The sequence below is a fragment of the Prosthecobacter sp. genome, assembly GCF_044222565.1.
Taxonomy (GTDB): Bacteria; Verrucomicrobiota; Verrucomicrobiia; order Verrucomicrobiales; family Verrucomicrobiaceae; genus Prosthecobacter.
This window is the reverse complement of the sequence record NZ_JBGANA010000001.1, coordinates 93,414-113,623: the sequence shown is the minus strand read 5'-3', so window position 1 is coordinate 113,623 and position 20,210 is coordinate 93,414. Positions and strand designations below refer to the sequence as shown.

The window sequence follows — 20,210 nt, the reverse complement described above, 5'->3', positions numbered from 1 at the left end:
CAATTCACATCCCCTTCGGCATCCACGTCTCCAGCTTGCTCACTTCCGCCTTCGCGGCTGAACTCACGGGAATGCCCCAGGCCTCAAAGAAGGGCCCGAGGTTTTTGTTGGTAATCTTGGAGTAGCGGACGAGGAACTGGTCTCGGCGTTCATCATCGCCCTTCGGGGCGGGGCCGAATTTGGGATCGTCAAAGCTGTAGAGATACGTGCGCCAGCTCTCCCAGCCGAACTCTTGCATGAGTTGGATGTAGGTGGTCAGCGCGGTGAAGGGCTCGCTCTTCCACACCTGCCATTTGTTCGAGGCCTTCTTGATCTTTTGAATGTGCTCCTTGCGCGCTTCTTCGCTGATGCCGCCGTGGCCGATGAGCCAGTCCTTTTTCAACACGGCCTCATAGCAGTACATGCCGATGACGTTGTTGGTCACTTCGCCGGTGCCATCAAAAGTGAAGTCTCCACGTTGGTGGTTGTGGCCGATCTCATGGTAGAAGCCCCAGCCCGGAAATTTGAGTTTGCCGAAGATGGTCATCTCCGGCGCGGCACTGGTGGGGATCATGATGGGGTAGCCGCTGTGCATGTAGCCGGCGCTGATTTGCACGTCCGCCACGATGCGCTCTGGGCGTTTGCGTTCCGTGGCCTGGTTCGTGATGTCGTCCTGCGCTTCGACGACCTTCTTCCAGAACTCCATGAGCTGGGTGGGATTGTTGATCGCGCGTGCGACCTCGGTGGGACAGCTCACAATCATCTTGTCGCAGGCCAGCTCGGCCCATGGGGCGGGCCGCTTTTTGATCTCGCTCCATTTGGCGTCATCATCCTGACCGAGGACAAACAACGGTGCTGGCACGGCATTTTGAATGGTCGCAGTGAAGGCCTCGTCATCCTTCGCCCGGCCTGGAACCTCGATGTAGATAAGTCCGCCGAAGGCGCTGGCTGTTTTCGTAGTGGCGGTGGCCAGTCCCACGCTGCGGGTGATGTCCGGCGCGCGCTCCCATTTGTCGAGATGGTACAGGGTGTCGCTGTGGCAGCCGATGCGCACGGCGTAGCCTTTGTCGGCGAGTTTCTCTGGCAGCGTAACGGTAATGGTGTCGCCTGCAGCGGCGTAAAGGCCGGTGCTGGTCCAGCCGGGGATGCTCGGTATCACTTTGACCTCGCCGGTGACTCGCGGAGCGCCCGCCGGAACTTTGCCGGGGAAGGCTTCATGCGCCGGATGTGCGGCCACGCCCTCGCCGGCGGCGAGCCGCAGCACGCGCGTCTCCATGCCGAGGCGCAGTCTTTGAGCGGCGTTTTTGTCAGCAGTCAGCGGAGCTTGCGGGGTCGGGACTGCGGCATCGGCTCCGGCGGTGCCCAGCGCGGCGAGCACAGCAGCTTTCAAATTGCTGCGGTCAGGCGGTTGCGCAGCCATGGCGATCTGGATGGCGTTTGTGCCCTGCTTCATTTGCTCGGCCGTCAGAGCCGGGCCGCCTTCGCGCTGCTTTTTGATCGCGGCCACAGCTTCGGAGGCATTCATCATCTGCGGCAGTTCGTTGCGCGCCTCAAAGCTGCGCAACTGGTCGAACGCACTCATGTCGGTGATCGCGACTCCTGCAGGCATCAGCGCCTGATTCAGACCGTGCGAGACCGCGAGGTCCTTGCCGCCGCTCGTCTGGCTGAAGGCCCAGCCCGTCATGCCACCGATGAAACCGCCACCGCCTTTGACATATTCCGCCACCGCTGCGCCTTCTTCACCGCTGATGATGCCCTGCATGTTCACGATGACGACATCGTAGTCCTTGAGGCTTTTTTTATCGACGGTGTCAAACGTCTCCGCCTTGATGCCGTTCAGCTTGTTCACTCCTTTGACGCCCACACGCGGCTTCTCTTTGTTGCCCGCCCATTTCACGCAGTTCTCGATCAGTTTCGCATGATCCCCGCCCTCATTGCCCGCGAGGTAGCTGTTGTGGCCGAAGAGAATGATGCGCCCTTTGCCATAACCCGCCGCCGCCGCCACGGCGATCTCCACGCCGTCTTTGTCGGGCGCGGAAAGAATCGGAAACGCGATATTTCCCCAGATGCCAATCGGCCCCGGCGCACCCGCTTTCGGTACGGTTTTCACGCCTTCGAGAATTTTGGCGCGTTCGGCGGTCACGAGCGCAGGCGGCATCTGTGCGTGCAAGATCCCGGCAAAGGCGAGGAGGACGAGTGTGGTGGCAGATTTCATGGTTGGTTGGAAAAGGGAAGGACTAGCGATAGATCACCACGAGGAACACGAGCGCGTCCCCCTTGCCGGTGTTGACGATGGCATGCGGCACATCCGCGCGGTAGGTGCCGGAGTCGCCTTTGCCCAGCTCTTCGCTGTTGGTGTCGGACTCGATGCGCACGGTGCCCTCCTCCACGGTCAGGAATTCGCGGGTGCCTTCAAAGTGCGGCTGGCTGCGCAGGGTGCCGCCGGGGCGCAGGGTCAGTTCATAGAACTCCACGTCCTTTTCCAGATTGATGGGGGAGAGGGTGCGGATCTCGCACTGCTTGTCGCTACGATAGACCTGCGCGCGGTCGCTGGCCCGGATGACCTGGATTTTGGACGCACTGGCTTCGGCGCTCTCGATCAATTCCTGCAAGGTCAGACCAAAGGCGCGGGCGATGCGGAAGGTCACGGTCAGGGTGGGGTTGGCCTTTTCCCGCTCGATTTCGCTTAACATCGAGCGGCTCACCCCGCTGGCGTTGGCGAGCTCTTCGAGCGACCACCCCCGGTCTCCACGCAGTTTTTTAACCCGCTTGCCCAGATTCTCATTGATGGCCTCTGGGCTGGATTCAAGGATGGGGGATTCTTTTGTTTTTGGGGGCATCGGTGTCGGTATAACGGATAACCGTCTTGTAAATTAGAATATTTGTCACATATTCAAATCATGATGCGTTGATATGATTGTTGACCTCCCTAGCTAAAACGCTAATTTCACCCCATGCCTGCCCGCCCTAACGTCCGCTCCGAACTTGAAGCCGCCATGCGCCAGAGAATCCTGGTCATCGACGGAGCCATGGGCACGACCATTCGCGGTTACGGGCTGAAAGAAGCCGACGCACGTGGAGATCGCTTCCTTGCCAATGAGAAGGACCTGCTCAACAACGGCGATATCCTGTCTCTGACCCGCCCGGACGTCATCGAGGACATTCATCGCCGCTTCCTGGAAGCCGGTGCGGACATCATCGAGACGAACACCTTCAGCGGCACCAGCATCGCGCAGGCGGAGTTTTTCAAAGAGGTGCCGGAAGGCCGCCGCAAAGATCCGGCCTTCTTCCAGACCGTGCTGGAGGACAAATTCCTCAATGACCTCGCCTGGGAGATCAACTTTGAGTCCGCCCAGCAGTGCCGCAAATGGGCCGACATCGTGGGCGAAAAGACAGGTCGCAAACGCTACGTGGCAGGGGCCATCGGGCCGCTTACGGTTTCGCTTTCGCAGTTCCCTGATCTTTCAGACCTGAGCTTCCGCTACGTCACCTTTGATCAGGTGAAGGAGGCGTACAAGCACCAGGTGCGCGCCCTCATCGCGGGTGGTGTGGACACGCTGCTGGTCGAGACGATTTTCGACTCCCTCAATGCCAAGACCGCGCTGGTGGCCATCCGTGAAGTTTTTGCCGAGGATCAGGTGGAGCTGCCGGTGCAGATCAGCGCGGCGGTAGGCCCCGGCGGAGAAACCATGATCTCCGGCCAGGTCACCGAAGCCTATCTCAATGCCATGCGGCATGTGAAGCCGCTGTCCATCGGTCTGAACTGCTCGCTCGGCCCGGACAAGATGCGCCCCTTCCTGCAGGAACTGGCCACCAAGGCCGATTGCTTCGTCTCCGCGTATCCAAACGCCGGCATGCCGAATCCGCTCGCTCCCACGGGCTTTGATTTGCTCCCGCCGGACATGGCTGAGTTTGCCAAAGACTTCGGCGGCAGCGGGTTTGTGAACATCATGGGCGGCTGCTGCGGCAACACCCCGGAGCACATCGCCGCCATTGCAAAAGCGGTGGAAAACATCCCGCCGCGCCAGGTGCCGCAGGATACTCACACCATGCGCCTCAGCGGCTCGCAGCCTTTTGTGCTGAAGGGCACCACACCGGAGGAGCGCCCGCCGTATCTCATGATTGGCGAACGTACGAACGTGGCCGGATCGCCGAAGTTCGCCAAGCTCATCAAGGAGGGCAAGCTGGAGGAAGGCGTGGCCATCGCCCGCCAGCAGGTGGAAAGCGGAGCCAATGTGATCGACGTCTGCATGGACGAAGGTCTCATCGACGGCGTGCCCACGATGACGAAATTCCTCATCCTGCTGCAAACCGAGCCGGAAGTGAACAAGGTGCCCATCATGGTGGACTCTTCCAAATGGGAGATCATCGAGGCCGGCCTCAAGTGCCTGCAAGGCAAGGGCATCGTGAACTCCATCTCGCTCAAGGAGGGCGAAGAAAAGTTCAAGGAATACGCCCGCAAGATCAAGCAATACGGCGCAGCCACCGTGGTCATGGCCTTCGATGAGCAGGGCCAGGCCGCCACGTATGACGACAAGATTCGCATCTGCGAACGCGCCTACCGCATCCTCGTCGATGAAGTGGGCTTCCCGCCCGAGGACATCATCTTTGACCCGAACATCCTCACCGTCGCCACGGGCATCGAGGAGCACAACAACTACGCGCTCGACTTCATCAACGCCACGCGCTGGATCAAGGAGAACCTCCCGTTTGCCAAGGTCAGCGGCGGCGTCAGCAACGTCAGCTTCAGCTTCCGCGGCAACAACAAGGTGCGCGAGGCCATGCACAGTGTCTTCCTTTACCACGCCATCAAGGCGGGCATGGACATGGGCATCGTGAACGCCGGCATGCTCGAAGTGTATGAAGAGATCCCGAAGGAGATGCTCGAGAAGGTCGAGGACGTCATCCTCAACCGCCGCCCGGATGCCACGGAGATTCTTGTCGATTACGCCGAGCAGTTCAAAGGCCAGGCTGGCAGCGCGAAGAAAGTCGAGATCGACATGAGCTGGCGCGAAGGCCCGGTGAACAAGCGCCTGGAGCACGCCCTGCTGCGAGGCATCACCGACTTCATCAACGAAGACACCGCCGAGGCATTGGCCCAGTTGGGCAAGCCCCTCTCCGTCATCGAAGGCCCGCTCATGGATGGCATGAGCGTGGTGGGCGATCTTTTTGGTGCTGGCAAAATGTTCCTCCCGCAGGTGGTGAAAAGCGCCCGCGTGATGAAGCAGAGCGTGGCATACTTGCAGCCCTTCATGGAGATCGAGAAGGCCCGCAGAGCGCGTGAGCGTGCCCTGCTGCTCGAAGTCGCCGCCAAGACCATCACTGCCCTGGACAGCGGTGGCACTGTCGCTGTGGTCGACTCCTTCAGCTACACGCCCAGCAGCGGTCTCAGCCTCGAAGAGCGCCGTGCTGAAGTGAAGCTCGCTGCTGAACTCGGCGCTGTGTTCGAAGTGGAAGGCGAGGCCGCTCTGCAGCAGAAGCTCGAAAGCTTGCGCAAGGACGCCTCCAACTCGGACCGTGTCGTCGCTCCTTTCCTCAATCATGCGCAATCCACCGCCGGTGGTGCCACTGGCTCTGCCAACGGCCTGACTGCCGAAGATCTGATCCCCGCCGAAGCCGCCAAACAAGGCGGTGGCAAGATCGTGCTCGCCACGGTTAAAGGGGACGTGCATGACATCGGCAAAAACATCGTGGGCATCGTGCTTGCGTGTAACGGCTTCGAAGTCACCGACATGGGCGTCATGGTGCCGTGCGACAAAATCTTGGACAAGGCTCTCGAAATCGGTGCCGATGTGATCGGCCTCAGCGGCCTCATCACGCCTTCGCTCGATGAAATGGCGCATGTCGCCAGCGAGATGGAACGTCGTGGCTTCAAGCAGCCGCTGCTCATCGGTGGTGCCACCACCAGCCCTGCGCATACCGCCATCAAGATCGCGCCGAAATACAGCGGCAGCATTGTGCATGTTTTGGACGCTTCACGAAGTGTGCCGGTCACGACATCGCTGCTCAGCGAGGATCAGCGGGAAGCCTTTGTGGCCAGCAACGAAGCGCGCCATGCCCGCCTGCGTGAGGAGTACGGCAAGAAGAAAGATCGGGCTCTGCTCAGCATCGCGGAATCCCGCGAAAAAGGCGTGAAGTTCGACTGGTCTACGCAGGAGATCGCCACCCCGACATTCCTTGGCACCAAGGTTTACGAAGGCCCGCAGCTTGTCGCCACGTTGCGCGAGTTCATCGACTGGTCGCCGTTCTTCCATTCGTGGGAGCTGCGCGGTCGCTGGATCGCGGCAGATCAGCGCTTCTCTTCCGCGCAGGAAGATGCTGAACTGAAGGGCAAGGCTGAGGTGGAGGCGCTCAAGCTTTACAAGGACGCCAACGATCTGCTCGACCGCGTCATCGCTGAAGGCCGCTTCAATCCGCGCGGAATCATGGGCTTCTTCCCGGCCAACGCCATTGGCGATGACATCGAAGTCTATACTGATGAGTCACGCAGCACGGTGAAGACCGTCTTCCACACCCTGCGCCAGCAGGTCATCAAGAAGGACACGCCAAACTATGCGCTGAGCGATTACATTGCGCCGAAGGGCAGCGGCCGCGCCGACTACCTCGGTGGCTTTGCTGTCGGCATTCACGGGGCGGATGAATTCGCCAAGGAATTCGAAGCAGCGCACGATCCCTTCAGCGCCATCATTGCCAAGGCCGTGGCCGACCGCCTCGCCGAAGCCTTCGCTGAATACCTGCACCAGCAGGCCCGCTATGCCTGGGGCTATGAAAAGCCCGGCGAGCTTTCCCGCGAAGAACTCATCAAGGAAAAGTATCGCGGCATCCGTCCCGCGCCGGGTTATCCCGCGCAGCCGGACCACACGGAGAAACCTATCCTTTTTGATCTCCTCGATGCCACTTCCTGGACCGGCGTGGAGCTCACCGAAAGCATGGCCATGCATCCCGGCAGCGCGGTCAGTGGTCTCTACTTTGCGCATCCTGAGTCCCACTACTTTGGCATCAGCGTGCTGGGCAAAGACCAGGTGGAAGATTACGCGGAGCGCAAGGGCATGACGATTGAGGCAGCTGAGAAATGGCTCGGCCCCTGGCTGGGGTATTGAGAGAGCTTCTGCGGCTGAATGTAACTCGGTATTCCGGTTCCGAGTCGGCACTGTCGCGGAATCGGACGACCGGGCTGACTCCAGCGCATCGATCACATTCCCCGATCGCTGCCATGTACCACGTGCCCTCGAAAACGAGACTGGACAGGCCGTGCACGTAAGGCGCGGCACTCCGGCCGTAGGTTGGATGTGTTTGGCGTCCAAATCCCTCCCAAGCTCCACTGCCTTCTTCGCCAAGCCGTCCGACTGCCAGGACGTTCCTACGCCGTGGTGTTTTCAGCACGCTGATGGACGGGCGGACTGTCGCCACACCCATCCTACGTCCTGCTCCTTTCGGCCTTACCGGAACCAGCTGCGGATGCGGTCAAACAAGCCGGGTCTTTGCGGATGGTGCTGCACCTGCCGGGAGGGGGCGGTGTAGCCCATGTGCTCCTTGCAGAACTCTTTCGGCACCAGGTCGTAGGGCAGGGCATCTTCATAAGCCATGCCTGCCTGGCCGCAGCCATCGGTGGCCAGCTGGCTGCTCACGCGGCAGAGCGAAACACGTGAAAGCGGCAGTGTGACCTTGGGCACTTCCGTCTTGTAGCCGAGAGCCACAGCCTTCTTCATTACATCCGCCCAAATCGGCAGCGCGAGTGTGCCACCATAGCCGCCTTCCACAATCGTCGCCGGTTTGTCCAGCCCCACCCACACGCCGCAGCTTAACCGGTCCGTGTATCCTGCAAACCACGCATCCTTGTAATCATTCGTGGTGCCGGTCTTGCCACCGCCGGGCTCTTTGAAGCCATACTCACTGCGCAGGGAGGCCGCCGTCCCTCGGTCCAGCACCTGGGAAAGAATGTGCCGCATCAGGTGCGCCACGCTCGGTGTGAGCACCTCGGACTCCAGCACGGGCGTTTGGTAAATGACGTTCCCCGCCTTGTCCACGATGCGGTCGATGAGGTAAGGGCGGCGGCGCAGTCCCTGGTTCGGAAAGATGCTGATCGCGCTGGTGAGCTGGCGCGGATTCCCACCCAGATTACCGATGAAGATTTGCGGCGTGCGTTCGGCAGGTTTGTTAAATCCCGCGTTGGTCAGCAGCTCGATCACGCGATCCATCCCGGCATAATTTCCCAGGCGCAGGGTCATGGTGTTGCGGCTTTTCACAATGCCATCCGTGAGTGTGGTGGGGCCGAGGAATTTGCCGTCCGAGTTCTGCGGACTCCAGTTGGGATCCGCTCCCTCGATTTCACCGGGCTGGATCGGAGCGTCATTGATCAGCGTGCCGGGCATGAAACCGGAGGCGATGCCGGCGGCGTAAACAAACGGCTTCACCGTGGAGCCGATCTGCCGCTCCCCCTGCGTGGCGCGGTTGTACTTGCTATGGCGGTAATCGCGCCCGCCCACCAGCGCGAGGATCCCGCCGGTCTGATTGTCCTGCACCATAAGCGCCGCCTGCAGGTACGGCGTGGAGGAGATCTCCTGCGCTCCGTCCCAGGTCTTGTCAAAATCCGCCTTCTTCGGGTGGGAATAGCCACGCTGCTTTTCGATCGCGGCGAGGCGCTTCTCTACAGCTGCGTCCGCGGCATCCTGCAGATCCTTGTTCAGCGTGGTGAAGACCTGCAGGCCTCCGTCTTCGATTTCCTGCTGCTCAAGGATCAAATCCAGATCCCGCCGTACCGTGTCCAGCGCGTAGCCGCCCTGGCTCTGAAACACCGGCTGCGCGTGCAGCGCTATGTCCGCGTATTTGGCCGCGATCTCCTCCTCCGGCGTGATCATTTTCAGCTCCAGCATGCGCTTGAGCACCGTATCCCGCTCCTTCAGCGCTCCTTCGTAGTTTCGGAAGGGCGAGAAGCGCGCCGGACTGCGGATGATGCCCACGATCATCGCCGCCTCGCTCAGGCTTAGCTGGCTGGCGTGCTTGCCAAAGTACACCTGGCTGGCCCGCTGCACGCCATAGATGCCGGGACCGTAGAAGATCCGGTTCACATAGTGCTCGATGATTTGATCCTTCTTGCAGGCCTTCTCGATGCGGCGCGCCAGCATCATCTCCACCAGCTTGCGGTGCAGGCTGCGGTCGTCCAGGTCCGGGTAGCTGTTGCGTGCCAGCTGCATCGTCAGCGTGCTCGCGCCCTGCACCACCCGCATTTCCTTCAGGTTGCGCACCGTGGCGCGGAGGATGCCTTTGTAGTCCACACCGCTGTGGTCGTAGAAACGCGAGTCCTCGCGTGCCAGCAGCGCTTTGACAAACCAGGGGGACACCTCATTCAGCGGCACGATGATGCGGTTCTCCCCGTGCATCTTGCCGAGCACCTCGCCCTTGTAGTCCATCACGATGGTGCGCTCCGGCATGTTCCCGAGCTGGGTCAGGTCATAAGCCTTGGCAAGATGGCTGTAAACGCCGATGACCACCGCCGCTCCCAGCGTGCAGATCAGCGAGCCGCCCATGAACAAAATCAGACTGAAGCGCTTGAACGATTGCCAGCGCGACAAGGTGGGTTTTGTCGGCTTGCGCTCTTCAGTGGGCTTTTTTTTCATGCGTTCAGGGAACCTGGGTCGCCGTTTTCAGGGAAAGATCAAGCCTCAGACGATGAACTCCGTGTGAACTTCGATTTCACATTTCATTTTACCGCTGATCCAGTCGAGATGAAATCGGGCGGCACCCTTTAGGTGGGGGTACCGAACCAGCTAATCCTATCGCAGCCCGGGTGGAAGGCAATCGCACTTTGTTCGTGACATTCCGCCGCCGGGTCCCGTACCATCTCGCACAACTTCAGCCTACCCCGACCATGAAAGCACTTTGCCTCTCCCTCCTCTTCGCCTCCACGCTCGGCGCGTCCGCCGCGCTGCTTGACTCGCCGCAGAAAGGCGGCCTGCAGCTCCAGTCTCTCAGTTCGCTCAGCTTTGGGCCGGAAGGACTGCTGCTGGTGGCGGAGCCTGCCTCAGCCAGCGTGCTGGCCATTCAGACCGGAGACACCGGTAAGAAAGAGCGCCTCGAAAAACCGGTGGCGGACATTGGCGCGCAGATCGCCGCAGGGCTCGGGGCAAAGAAGGAAGACATCACCGTCAAAGACCTCGCGGTGAATCCAGCCAGCGGGCGGATCTACCTCGGGGTGCAGCGTCGTCCGGACAATGCTGTGCTGATTGTCAGCGTGGGTTCAGACGGCAAGGTGGTGCCGCTGAATCTTGAGCCGCTGTCCTGGGTGCGCGTCGCGCTGCCCGGCGGCACCGCCAGCAAAGTGACCAACATCACGGATGTGGCGTTCGACAAAGACCGCGTATTCGCCACCGGCACCTGCAATGAAGAGTTCGCCTCCCGCATCTTCACCATTCCTGTGCCGATCAAAAACGGCGCCACGGCCAGCGTGTTCAGCGCTGAGACCTACCATGTGGCGCACCGCAAGTGGGAGACCAAGGCCCCGATCCAGAGCTTTGTGCCGTATGACACCAAGGACGGCACTTATGTCGTGGGCGCATTCGCCTGCACCCCCGTGGCGAAGTTCAATGTGGACGACATCCAGAGCGGCGCGCAGGTCAAAGGCGTGAGCATGGTGGAACTCGGAAGCGGCAACCGCCCGCTCGATCTCTTCAGCTACACCGACAAGAGCGGCAAGGAGTGGCTCGTCGTGCACACCCAGCGCTTCAAGCAGAACGCCTTCGGCCCCAGCAAGATGTGGGGCGCACGCATCAGCATGGACTATCTGGATGCCAAGGCTCCCGACAAGACCAATGAAAACGCCGCACGCCGTGACGAGAAGGAACACGACGGCCCCCAAGGCATCGAAATCGTGGATGCCCTGTTCGGCGCGGTGCAGGTGGACAAGCTGAGCGACGCCGAAGCCGTGGTGCTGCGCGATACTGACGGCACTCTCAGCCTCGAAGTGGCCGCGTTGCCGTGAAGCGCTGCCTCATGGCTTTGGGCCTCGTCTGCTCCGCCGCCTTTGCGGCGGAGGTGCGGCTGAAAGATGTCTCCCACGTGGAAGCCCGTGGTGTGGATGTGCGCGTCTTCCGTGCCGATGCCTCGGAGCCGCTGTTTGGCAGTGTGGCTAAGACGGGGGACGGAGTGGTATTCACCGCCGCGCTGCCGCTGGTGGCTGGGGAGAGCTACCGGGTGGAGATCAAGTCGGCTGACGGGAGCTGGAGCGAGCGGCGGCTGAAGTTTTCGCTCCCGGCTGCCGCTGCGCCGACCGTGGGGATTTCGCCGGTTCCCACCCAACTGCCGGCCAATGCGCTGAAGCTTTATCTGCAGTTCAGCCAGCCGATGGAGCAGGGCGTGTTTCTGGAGCGCATCTCCCTCCACCAGCAGGACGGCAGCGTCGTTCAGGGCGCTTTTCGTGAGACGGAGCTGTGGTCGCCAGATGGCCGGCGCCTGACGCTGTGGTTGCACCCTGGACGGCAGAAGACCGGCGTGAATCTGAACTCAGACGAAGGGCCGGTGCTGCAGGAAAAGCAGAAGTACTCACTCAGGATCGCGCCCAGCTGGCGCTCCGCCCAAGGCGTGGAACTGGGAAAGGAAGCCGTGTTTGCCCTCACCGCCGGAGCCGTGGATCACGCCACTCCCAATCCCGGACGCTGGCAGATCCGCGTGCCGCAGGCGGGCACGCGCGATCCGCTGAAAGTGACCTTTGATGAACCGCTTGACCCCGCGATGCTCGCCTCGGCTTTGAAAGTGCGATGCGCCGAAGCGGACGTCGCAGGCACCGTGGCGCTCGCTTTGGATGCGCGGACCTGGTATTTCATACCCGCAGAGCCTTGGGTGGCCGGGAAGGGGGCCATCATCGTCGATCCGCTGCTTGAAGACCTCGCCGGAAACAACCTTCTCGGCCCCTTTGAGGTGGATCGTGATGTGCCGGTAAATCCTGTGGAAGTACGACCTCTGAGTTTTGAGATTGGTAAATAGGTCCGCTCCGGCATTCCACTTCAGTTGCTCGCTGGCCGCGTTTCCTGCAGCGCTACTTCAGGAAATGGACGTGCAGGCAGCAGTGTTCAGGCGGCTGGTGGGGGAAGACGAGGTATCCTGGCGTGCAGCAGCCGGGGTGCTGCCAGTCAGACGTGTCGATGGCGGGTTTCCACCGTTGAGAGAAGTGGTGGCGGACGGGGCCGGTAGCTCCGGTGCTGGCGGCGGCTGCGTGCCCAGTGTGGCCACGCGTTGTGTCCAGGCGGCGCTTAGCTTGTGAAGGAGGGTCTCGATCTGGTTGATCTCCTTCATGTGCACCCGCAGCAGGGGGATGCCTACGGTCAAAAAAATGTCGTTCACCAGCTGCCGGTCACGCGGTTTGCGGCTGGCTTTGGCAGGACTGTCGTCCTCAAATTCAATGGCCACCATCGGCAGCCAGTCTTCTTTGCGGGAGATGACGAAGTCGATGTGACGCTGGCAGATCTTCAGAAACCCCGCCACGTTCTCATCCTGAAGGATTTCAGAGAGGCGTGGCTTGCACTGGATGTGGCAGCGCTGGGCGGTGAGGTTGTCGAGGCAGGCGTAAAAAAGGGCTTCGGCGGACGTGAGCAGGGGGCTTGGATGGGGGGATTTTTCGGGCGGGGAAAGTGGGGTAGTTGCAGATGGGGACTGCATGAAAAGAATGTTATGGAAATTATAGCGATCAGCAATTTGGGTTTGGTAAGAACGATGTAAGAGCGGGGGGACCGCACCCCCATTTGAGTTGTGAAATTCCCCCCTGGACCTTCAAAAAGGGGTGGCGTCCACGGTAGCTTGGGCGTTTTCACCAGAAACCATGGGCACGGACTGGGAGGAGCGGATTTAAAGGAGCACGAAAAAGCCGGAGGAGACTCGCATCTCGTCCGGCTTTTCGTGAGAGGAATGGCTGGCGCTGGGTCAGCGGGCGGAAATCAGGCTGCGATTGCGACGGCGGGTGATGATCATGCAGCCAAGACCGGCACTCAAAATCAGGAATGCCGAGCCCGGTTCGGGGATCATGGCACAGTTTCCACCATTGGCGGACACAAGGAAGTAAGGATCGCTCGGAACGGTCATGGTAGCTCCTCCTCCGTTGTGGATGTCCGCCCCCAGAGTGACGTTGTTGACCAAGGCGTCTCCTACCAAGGCATGCACGTCGATCTTCCAAAGATCGGTCTGGGCGATGGGGTCATAGCTGGTCAGTAGGGTAAGCGCATGATTGGCCAGAATGTCGTGTGCACTGAAAAACGATGGCCCGGAAGGTCCATTGACGCTGATAGTGGGTGCCACCGTACCGGTGCTGAAATCGGTGGAGAGATCGGAGAAGCCCAGATGCCCAATGGTCAGGAAAAGTCCCTGGCTGGAGATGGTCTGGTTAAACTGGACGTTCAGGCCGGTGCTGGAAAGTTGCAGACCAGAGTTGCAGCCCGCATCATAATAGAGGCCAATGCCGAAATCGACGAGACTGCCGGAGGAGTTGGTGTAGCGGACGCCAAAGCCACCTTGGAAATCCAGGTTCACATTCGGGTTGGCCCCCATCGCCATAGCACCCTGCAAAGTCAGAGGGTTCATGCTTTGCAAGGCCGTGATGGAGTAGTTCTGACCAGCCGGGGTGTAGGGCTGGCTCAGCTCGATGGTGGATGCAGAACTCAAAGCAGGTGATGCGAGCATGAGAGCAGCCACGAGACCGGCTAACGGCTGGCGTTGCGGCGAACGAGTTGCAGATAAGGATTTCATGGTTGATAATTTTAGCATATTTAACATTAAATCTAGATTTAGCGACCCTAAGCCATTAATACACGACATATTATAATTAAAAATGTTCTCTGCAAAGAGAATCAGTTATGAATTTTTGAATTAATTATGCTGAAATAGAAGGAAAGGCGAAGTAATCGGAACTCGCTGAAGCCCATGGAAATAAAATGTTCTATTGAACAGTTATTGGATTGCGACGATTGTGCCTTCCACCCATGGCATCGCCCGACACCCCTTCAGATTCCGCGTCCGCTGTGGACTGGCTGTATCTCGATCTGAACAGCTATTTCGCCAGTGTGGAGCAGCAGCTGCACCCTGAGCTGCGTGGCAGGCCAGTCGCCGTCGTGCCGGTGGACTCCGACGCCACTTGCGCCATTGCTGCAAGCCATGAGGCCAAGAAATTCGGCATCAAAACGGGCACCAACATCGGCGAAGCGCGCCGGCGCTGCCCAGACCTCATCACCGTCAAGGGCAGCCACGACAAGTACGTGGAATACCATCACGAGGTCATCAAGGAGGTGGAACGACACTATCCTGTGCACAAGATCTGTTCCATTGATGAGATGGCCTGCAAGCTCGACCCTCCGCGCCGCCGTCTGGAGGTGGCGCAGGACCTGGCCCGGCGCATCAAGCGCGGCCTGCGGGAGCGGGTGGGCGAGTGCATCACCTGCTCCATCGGCCTGGCCCCGAACCGCTTTCTGGCCAAGGTGGCCAGCGATATGCAGAAGCCGGACGGCCTCGTGGTGCTGCTTCCAGAAGAGCTGCCGGGGCGCCTGTTGGAGCTGAAATTGAGCGACCTTTGCGGCATCGGCCGCCGCATGGAGCCACGCCTGCGGGCCTGCGGCATCCGCACCATGGAGGAACTGTGGGACGCCGAAAGGGAGACCCTGCACCGCGCCTGGGGCGGCGTGTGCGGGGACCGCTTCTGGCACGAACTCCACGGCGGCGCCACAGAGGACGACGTGCCCACAGCGACTCGCACCATCGGCCACAGTCACGTGCTGGCGCCGGAGCTGCGCCCGCCACCGGCTGCGGGCATCGTGGCGCGCAGGCTGCTGCTCAAGGCTGCCAGCCGCCTGCGCCGCATGAAGTACCGCGCCAGCCACCTGCACCTGAGCGTGCGTTTGGAGGACGGGCCGCGCTGCGAGGCGCAGGGGAAGTTTGAGGAAGGGGCGGACAGCATCGTCATGGCGCGCCTGCTGGCCGAGCTGTGGCAGCGGGTGATGCGGCAGGGGCGCTGGCAGCGCGTGAAGAAGGTTTCCGTAACCCTGTATGGACTGGTGGCCGAAGCCACGCCGCACCAGTTGGAACTCTTCCCGTCAGCGGGGCAATCGGCCTCAAAGGAGCAGCGTGAAAAACTGAGCCACGTGCTGGACAGCATTAACCAAAAGTTCGGCCGCGACTCCGTGGTGATCGGCTTTACACCTGACACGGTGCGCACCTTTTCGGGCACCAAGATCGCCTTCACCCGCATCCCCGACCGCGAGGAGTTCAGGGAGTAACATTGTTGACGTTACATTTTTGGCGCCGCTGAGCCAGAGGCTGCGGAGCGTGCGATGGGGTGTTTCCCAGGCTCACACCCACTGGACCTCCCGCTGGGCTCAGGCTCACAGGGCTCATTTACCCCCGTTTTGCTCCTGTGATCCGCTCAAAACCGGTAGGTCACCGAGAGACGGAACATGCGGGGCTCGATGGGGTGGACGTGGACGTCGTTCACAGGGGCGGCGTCCGTTTTAAGCTGGGAGGGGTAGTAGTAGGCCACGTCGTAGTCGCTGCGGTTGAGCAAATTGAGGCAATCCAGCGCAAACTCCAAGTTCTTGTGCCGGTAGCCGATGCGGCCGTTCACCTGGATGGATTCGCGGGAGTACACATCGAGCACCTGATCCAGTGGGCGCGGGGCCATGTAGCGCACGCGCAGGGAGCCAAACAGTCCCTGCGCCTTGCCGAGCGTGATGCCGGCGTTCAGGGTGTAAGGGATGGAATTGGGAACGTTCTGGTGGGACGGATCTTGTGTGAGCAGGTAGGCGCGGGTGCAGGTGGCCTCCACATCCAGCATGGTCCAGTCATTGGGCCGCCAGTAGCTCGAGAGCTCGATGCCGAAACGCTGCGAGGATGGCCCTGGGGTGGAGGAGCCTGTGTCCCCCTCATAGATCAGTTCGGAGCCGCTGTGGAGGGTCCAGAAAGAGAGCGTGTTCACCAGCTTGGGGATGGATTCATTGCGAATGCCCACTTCGGCCCCGTAGGTGCGCACCAGAGGGGTGGCGCGCGGAGACGCCAGCCCCGTCGCGGGATCGATGCCCCCCACCACGCCTCGCGTGTCATTGCTGTGAAAGCCACTGCCTGCATTGAGATAGAACTCCGTCTTCTTCCACGGACCAAAAACGACGTTCAGTTTCGGGCTGAGGATGCCGCTGACGACGGAGCCGGTGTTACCGGTGATGTTGCTCTTGGTGACTTCAAACTGCATCACGTCGCCACGCAGGCCGGGGATGATGCGCAGCCATTTCGTGGGCTTCAGCTCCGCCTCGGCAAAGACGCCCCAGGTGTCCTGAATGATGTCGTTGACGCTGATGGCGTTCCAGCGCTGGCGCTGGGTGGTGTTATAAAGGCCCAGGCCGCTGATGAAGTCCGTGCGCATCTGCACCCCCAGCGTGAGGCGCTGCTCCTGCCCCAGGGCATCCCAGCGCCAGTCGTTCGCCACCTGCCCGCCCACGAACCAGCGGTGATCCTTCTGCTCAAACTGGTCTCCCTGCACGGGGTTGTCCAGAAAGTAGGTGAAATTGGAAAACAGGTCCAGGTCGTAGAAGCCCCCATAGAGGTTGGTGCGCGTGGTGGTGTGGTCGCCTTCATGCACCCAGTCGAGCGAAAGGCTGTAGCGCTGCGAGTTGCCGCCGTCAGTGGGGTCAACGTTGCCGTAGCGGTCGATGACACTGCCGATCAGGCGGGATGGCACCTGGTCGGTGGAGTCCCATTTGCCGCGGTAGCCCATGAGCGTGATGTTGACGTTGTCCGTGGCATCCTGCCAATGATAGCGGGCAAAGCCATTGAGGCGCATCGCACTGGCCGGGAGCTGCCAGGGACCGTCGTAGTACTGGTGCTCAAACGCCACGGTCAGCAGGCCGGAACCCGTCTTGATGGTGTCGGCGATCAGTGTGCGCTCGTACATAAACTGGCCGAGCGTGGTGCTCAGGATGCCCTGCGGCAGGGAATCGACCAGCTTGAAGCGCGCCGCGCCGGTGGAGCTGAGGTCTCCATGCTGGGCGAAGTAGGTGCCCTTCCAGTAGTCCAGCTGTCCCACCAGTTCGGGGATGAGGAAGTTCATGTCCGCATAGCCCTGGCCGTGGGCGTGGTTGCGCAGGTTCACCTGCATGCCGTCCACGTAGATGGCGAAGTCGTTGCCGTGGTCCAGATTGGTGCCGCGCAGGTAATACTGGTTGGCCTTGCCGTCTCCGCTGTGCTGTGTGGCGATGAAGCCCGGGATGCTCTCCAGCAGCTCGCCACGGCGGGAAAAGGGGCGTGCCAGCAGTTCCTTGGCGCTGGTCTGGCCTTTCGAGGCGGAGGTAGCGATGCCGATGAGGCTCTCCGCCTTGCCTTCAATGACGATTTCCGGCATTTCAAACTCCTCCGCTTCCGCCAGCGAGCCGGTGGCCTTCGGTGTCTCGACGGCGGTCTGGGCATGGCCCAGCCACGGGGTCAGCATCAGGCAAAAAATGGCTGTGGAAGGTCGGAAGGCGGGCATGCAGTTTGGGATAAGGGTGAGCAACTTTGGGACGACCTGCAGGCGCGCTTCCCATAAAATGACCGCAGTTTTTGCGCTTTGCCGCAGTCAGGCTATGGTCTCTTTCCCATGGCCGCCAAAACCACCCGCATCCTCCTTGCCGATGACCACGCCGTGGTCCGCAATGGCTTCCGCATGATCCTCGCCGCCCAGTGGGACATGGAGGTGGTGGGCGAGGCTGCGAACGGACGCGAAGCCGTGGACAAAGCCATCGACCTGCAGCCAGATGTGGTGGTACTCGATGTCACCATGCCGGAACTCAACGGCATCGAGGCCGCACGGCAGATCACCAAGGCGGTGCCCAAGGCCCGCATTCTCGCGCTCTCCATGCAGAAAGATTCGGTCTATGTACGCGAAATGCTGCGCGCAGGTGCGAATGGCTACCTGCTGAAAGACAGCAACGAGAGCGATCTCCTCGCCGCCGTCCGCGCCGTTGCCAATGGCAAAGGCTTCCTCAGTCCGGAAGTCAGCGATGCGGTGCTGGACGACTACCGCAAGCACGTCACCAACCCGATCGACCTTCTCTCCCCGCGAGAGCGCGAGGTGCTGCAGATGATTTCCGAAAGCAAGACCAACAAGGAGATCGCCTCCGTTCTGAACCTCAGCGTTTATACGGTTGAGGCGCATCGCGGCCGCATCATGGAAAAGCTGAACCTGCATTCCATCGGTGAGCTGGTGCGGTTCTCCATTCGCAATGGATTGATTGATTGATTGGAGGGAATGGCTCCTGGAAAGAGCCGAGGCAGGGGAGATGGGATGGCACTGCATCGTCACCAACGACGCTGCCGCGCATTCATGTTAGGCGATTGCCAGCAGCCGCGCGGTGCCGAGCAGTCTCACTCCGGAGCTGGTGTTTGACCTCAGCCTCGGGGACATCTTCAGCGTCCGCATCGCGGGCAATGTTGCGAGCCACAAGGTGCTGGGCAGCATGGAGTACAGCTGCGCCGTGGCAGGTGCAAAGTTGATCCTGGTCATGGGCCACACGTCCTGCGGCGCGGTGAATGCCGCCGTGGATCTCATCTGCAGCAGCCGGACCGCCGCGGAAGCGACAGGGTGTGTGAACCTCGACTCCCTCGTCACCGAGATCCAGCAGTTGGTTGAACTCGGCACCTGCAAACGCGGCGGCACCTGGAAGCCCGAGGAGAAGGCCGCCTATTCGAATGAAGTCTCCCGCCGCAACGTGCTGCGCACCATGCGCATGATCACGGAGCGCAGCAGCACCCAGGCGAATCTGGTGCAGTCAGGAAAACTGATGATTGTGGGAGCATTGTATGATATTCAAACCGGCATGGTGTCGTTCTTTCAAACTCCAAATTCAAGCTGCCCGCCGCTTTCCATTCCCACGGTTGAGGCCGTTTGAGCCCTCTTCCTGCCATGATGTCCTTCACCTTTCTGCGGATCACGGAGCGCTACGTGCTGCGTGTGCTCGCGCTGGGCTTCCTGCTGGTGATGGTGCTGCTCGGCACGGCGGGGCTCATCGCGGTGCGGCAAAGCCAGGGCATCCGGCGCGGCGTGGAGCAGATGGCGCGGGACCAGTTCCTCATCGCCCGGCTGCGGCAGGACGTGCAGTCGGAGGAAAATACCATGACGGCGGTGCTGCATCAGTTTGCGCACTTTGAACTGAAACGTGCGGACCTGGTAAGGCTGCTGCAGGAGCTCGATGAGAGCGACCGCCAGATCTCCCGGCTGGGGGTGGAAGTGCGCTCGCTGGCAGGTGCGGACCTGTGGAAGGAGCTGGACCGCGGTGTCAAGGCCTTCACCCGGGAGTCTCACCGCCTGCTGGAAAGCCAGGAGCCCGTGCAGCCGGACAAGCTGGACACGCTTTTCAAGCATCATGGCCGGGTGGTGGAGCTGGTGAACAAGCTGATCATCAGCAGTTCGGAGCATCTCACCAACACCGAGCACGAGCTGGAACTGCAGTCCCAGGAGTTCAGCGACGAGTCCACACTGCTGCTGGGTTCCAGCTTCATCCTGGCCGCCATCTCCGCCATCCTGACCATTTCCTTTGCCCGCAAAAGCATTCAGCGCATCCGGTGGCAGTCCGAGGAGTTGAGCCGCGTTTCCTGGCACATGCTGCAGACGCAGGAGCAGGCCGCGCGACGCTTCTCCCACGAACTGCATGATGAGCTGGGGCAGTCCCTCGCTGCGGTGCGGTCCAATCTCACCAAAGGCTCCACGCAAGACCTGCCATCCCTGCGCGCCGACTGCCTGCATCTGGTGGATGAATCCATCGCCAATGTGCGCGAGCTTTCACAGCTGCTCCGTCCGGTGATCCTGGATGACTTCGGCCTCGATGCCGGCTTGCGCTGGCTGGCGGAAAAATTTGGTCAGCGTACTCGGCTGAAGGTTCATTACTCATCAGACTTCACCGGCCGCCTGGAGGATGAAGCGGAGACGCATCTTTTCCGCATCGCGCAGGAGGCCTTCACCAACATTGCACGCCACTCGGAGGCCACCGAAGTTCAGATTTCCCTCACTCGGCGGGAGCAGGGCATCTGCCTTACCATCGAAGACAATGGCAAAGGCCTCCCCAATCACAGCGGAGACATCATTTACAGCCCCAGCCTCGGCATGGTCGGCATGCGCGCCCGCGCCCGCCAGTCTGGCGGCGAGCTGACCGCCACCAGTGTGTTGCCTCAGGGACTTCGCATTGAGGTGGTGATTCCGCTCCAAACGCCCGCTGTCTGATCAGGAGGGCGGGACC

13 protein-coding genes are annotated in these 20,210 nt (G+C 60.9%); 7 read left to right on the top strand and 6 right to left on the bottom strand.

Annotation, left to right across the window (positions count from 1 at the left end):
• Nucleotides 1-4: 4 nt before the first annotated feature.
• Both ACILSR_RS00470 and ACILSR_RS00465 read right to left on the bottom strand, forming a co-directional pair.
• Entirely contained in the window at nucleotides 5-2,194 is a 2,190-nt protein-coding gene (locus tag ACILSR_RS00470; RefSeq protein ID WP_395747752.1) for a M60 family metallopeptidase, read from the bottom strand.
• A 22-nt stretch (nucleotides 2,195-2,216) separates the two neighbouring features.
• Nucleotides 2,217-2,819, bottom strand: coding sequence for a helix-turn-helix domain-containing protein (locus ACILSR_RS00465; protein WP_395747751.1), 603 nt, complete (start codon nucleotides 2,817-2,819; stop codon nucleotides 2,217-2,219).
• Between the two features lie 114 nt (nucleotides 2,820-2,933).
• On the opposite strand from ACILSR_RS00465, the gene ACILSR_RS32265 reads away from it, so the two are divergent.
• Complete coding sequence (locus ACILSR_RS32265) at nucleotides 2,934-7,079, top strand: vitamin B12 dependent-methionine synthase activation domain-containing protein (RefSeq protein WP_407073029.1); 4,146 nt, start codon at nucleotides 2,934-2,936, stop codon at nucleotides 7,077-7,079.
• Nucleotides 7,080-7,418: 339 nt separating this feature from the next.
• On the opposite strand, the gene ACILSR_RS00450 is transcribed toward ACILSR_RS32265, so the two are convergent.
• On the bottom strand, nucleotides 7,419-9,596 hold the full coding sequence (locus ACILSR_RS00450) for a transglycosylase domain-containing protein (protein ID WP_395747750.1): 2,178 nt from the start codon (nucleotides 9,594-9,596) through the stop codon (nucleotides 7,419-7,421).
• Between the two features lie 251 nt (nucleotides 9,597-9,847).
• Between ACILSR_RS00450 and ACILSR_RS00445 the strand changes: the two genes are divergently transcribed.
• The gene (locus tag ACILSR_RS00445; protein ID WP_395747749.1) at nucleotides 9,848-10,957 is read left to right on the top strand and encodes a hypothetical protein; all 1,110 of its coding nucleotides are present in this window, start codon (nucleotides 9,848-9,850) and stop codon (nucleotides 10,955-10,957) included.
• Between the two features lie 11 nt (nucleotides 10,958-10,968).
• Entirely contained in the window at nucleotides 10,969-11,958 is a 990-nt protein-coding gene (locus ACILSR_RS00440; RefSeq protein WP_395747748.1) for an Ig-like domain-containing protein, read from the top strand.
• A gap of 57 nt (nucleotides 11,959-12,015) precedes the next feature.
• Here the strand turns inward: ACILSR_RS00440 and ACILSR_RS00435 are convergent, their stop codons facing one another.
• Together ACILSR_RS00435 and ACILSR_RS00430 are read right to left on the bottom strand one after the other, a co-directional pair.
• Nucleotides 12,016-12,630 (bottom strand): DUF2726 domain-containing protein, encoded by a 615-nt coding sequence (locus ACILSR_RS00435; protein WP_395747747.1) that lies wholly within the window; start codon nucleotides 12,628-12,630, stop codon nucleotides 12,016-12,018.
• A 261-nt stretch (nucleotides 12,631-12,891) separates the two neighbouring features.
• Nucleotides 12,892-13,710 (bottom strand): PEP-CTERM sorting domain-containing protein, encoded by an 819-nt coding sequence (locus ACILSR_RS00430; RefSeq protein WP_395747746.1) that lies wholly within the window; start codon nucleotides 13,708-13,710, stop codon nucleotides 12,892-12,894.
• Nucleotides 13,711-13,943: 233 nt separating this feature from the next.
• Between ACILSR_RS00430 and ACILSR_RS00425 the strand changes: the two genes are divergently transcribed.
• Nucleotides 13,944-15,230 (top strand): Y-family DNA polymerase, encoded by a 1,287-nt coding sequence (locus ACILSR_RS00425; RefSeq protein ID WP_395747745.1) that lies wholly within the window; start codon nucleotides 13,944-13,946, stop codon nucleotides 15,228-15,230.
• Between the two features lie 146 nt (nucleotides 15,231-15,376).
• Here the strand turns inward: ACILSR_RS00425 and ACILSR_RS00420 are convergent, their stop codons facing one another.
• Nucleotides 15,377-17,467 carry a TonB-dependent receptor gene (locus ACILSR_RS00420; protein ID WP_395747744.1) on the bottom strand — a complete coding sequence of 697 codons (2,091 nt, stop codon included), beginning with the start codon at nucleotides 17,465-17,467 and terminating at the stop codon, nucleotides 15,377-15,379.
• Between the two features lie 108 nt (nucleotides 17,468-17,575).
• Between ACILSR_RS00420 and ACILSR_RS00415 the strand changes: the two genes are divergently transcribed.
• From ACILSR_RS00415 to ACILSR_RS00405, 3 genes are all read left to right on the top strand, one after another.
• The gene (locus ACILSR_RS00415) at nucleotides 17,576-18,217 is read left to right on the top strand and encodes a response regulator (protein ID WP_395747743.1); all 642 of its coding nucleotides are present in this window, start codon (nucleotides 17,576-17,578) and stop codon (nucleotides 18,215-18,217) included.
• A 112-nt stretch (nucleotides 18,218-18,329) separates the two neighbouring features.
• Nucleotides 18,330-18,866 (top strand): carbonic anhydrase, encoded by a 537-nt coding sequence (locus ACILSR_RS00410; RefSeq protein ID WP_395747742.1) that lies wholly within the window; start codon nucleotides 18,330-18,332, stop codon nucleotides 18,864-18,866.
• Between the two features lie 14 nt (nucleotides 18,867-18,880).
• A complete protein-coding gene (locus ACILSR_RS00405) occupies nucleotides 18,881-20,194 on the top strand; it encodes a sensor histidine kinase (RefSeq protein ID WP_395747741.1) in 1,314 nt (437 codons plus the stop codon).
• Nucleotides 20,195-20,210: the final 16 nt, after the last annotated feature.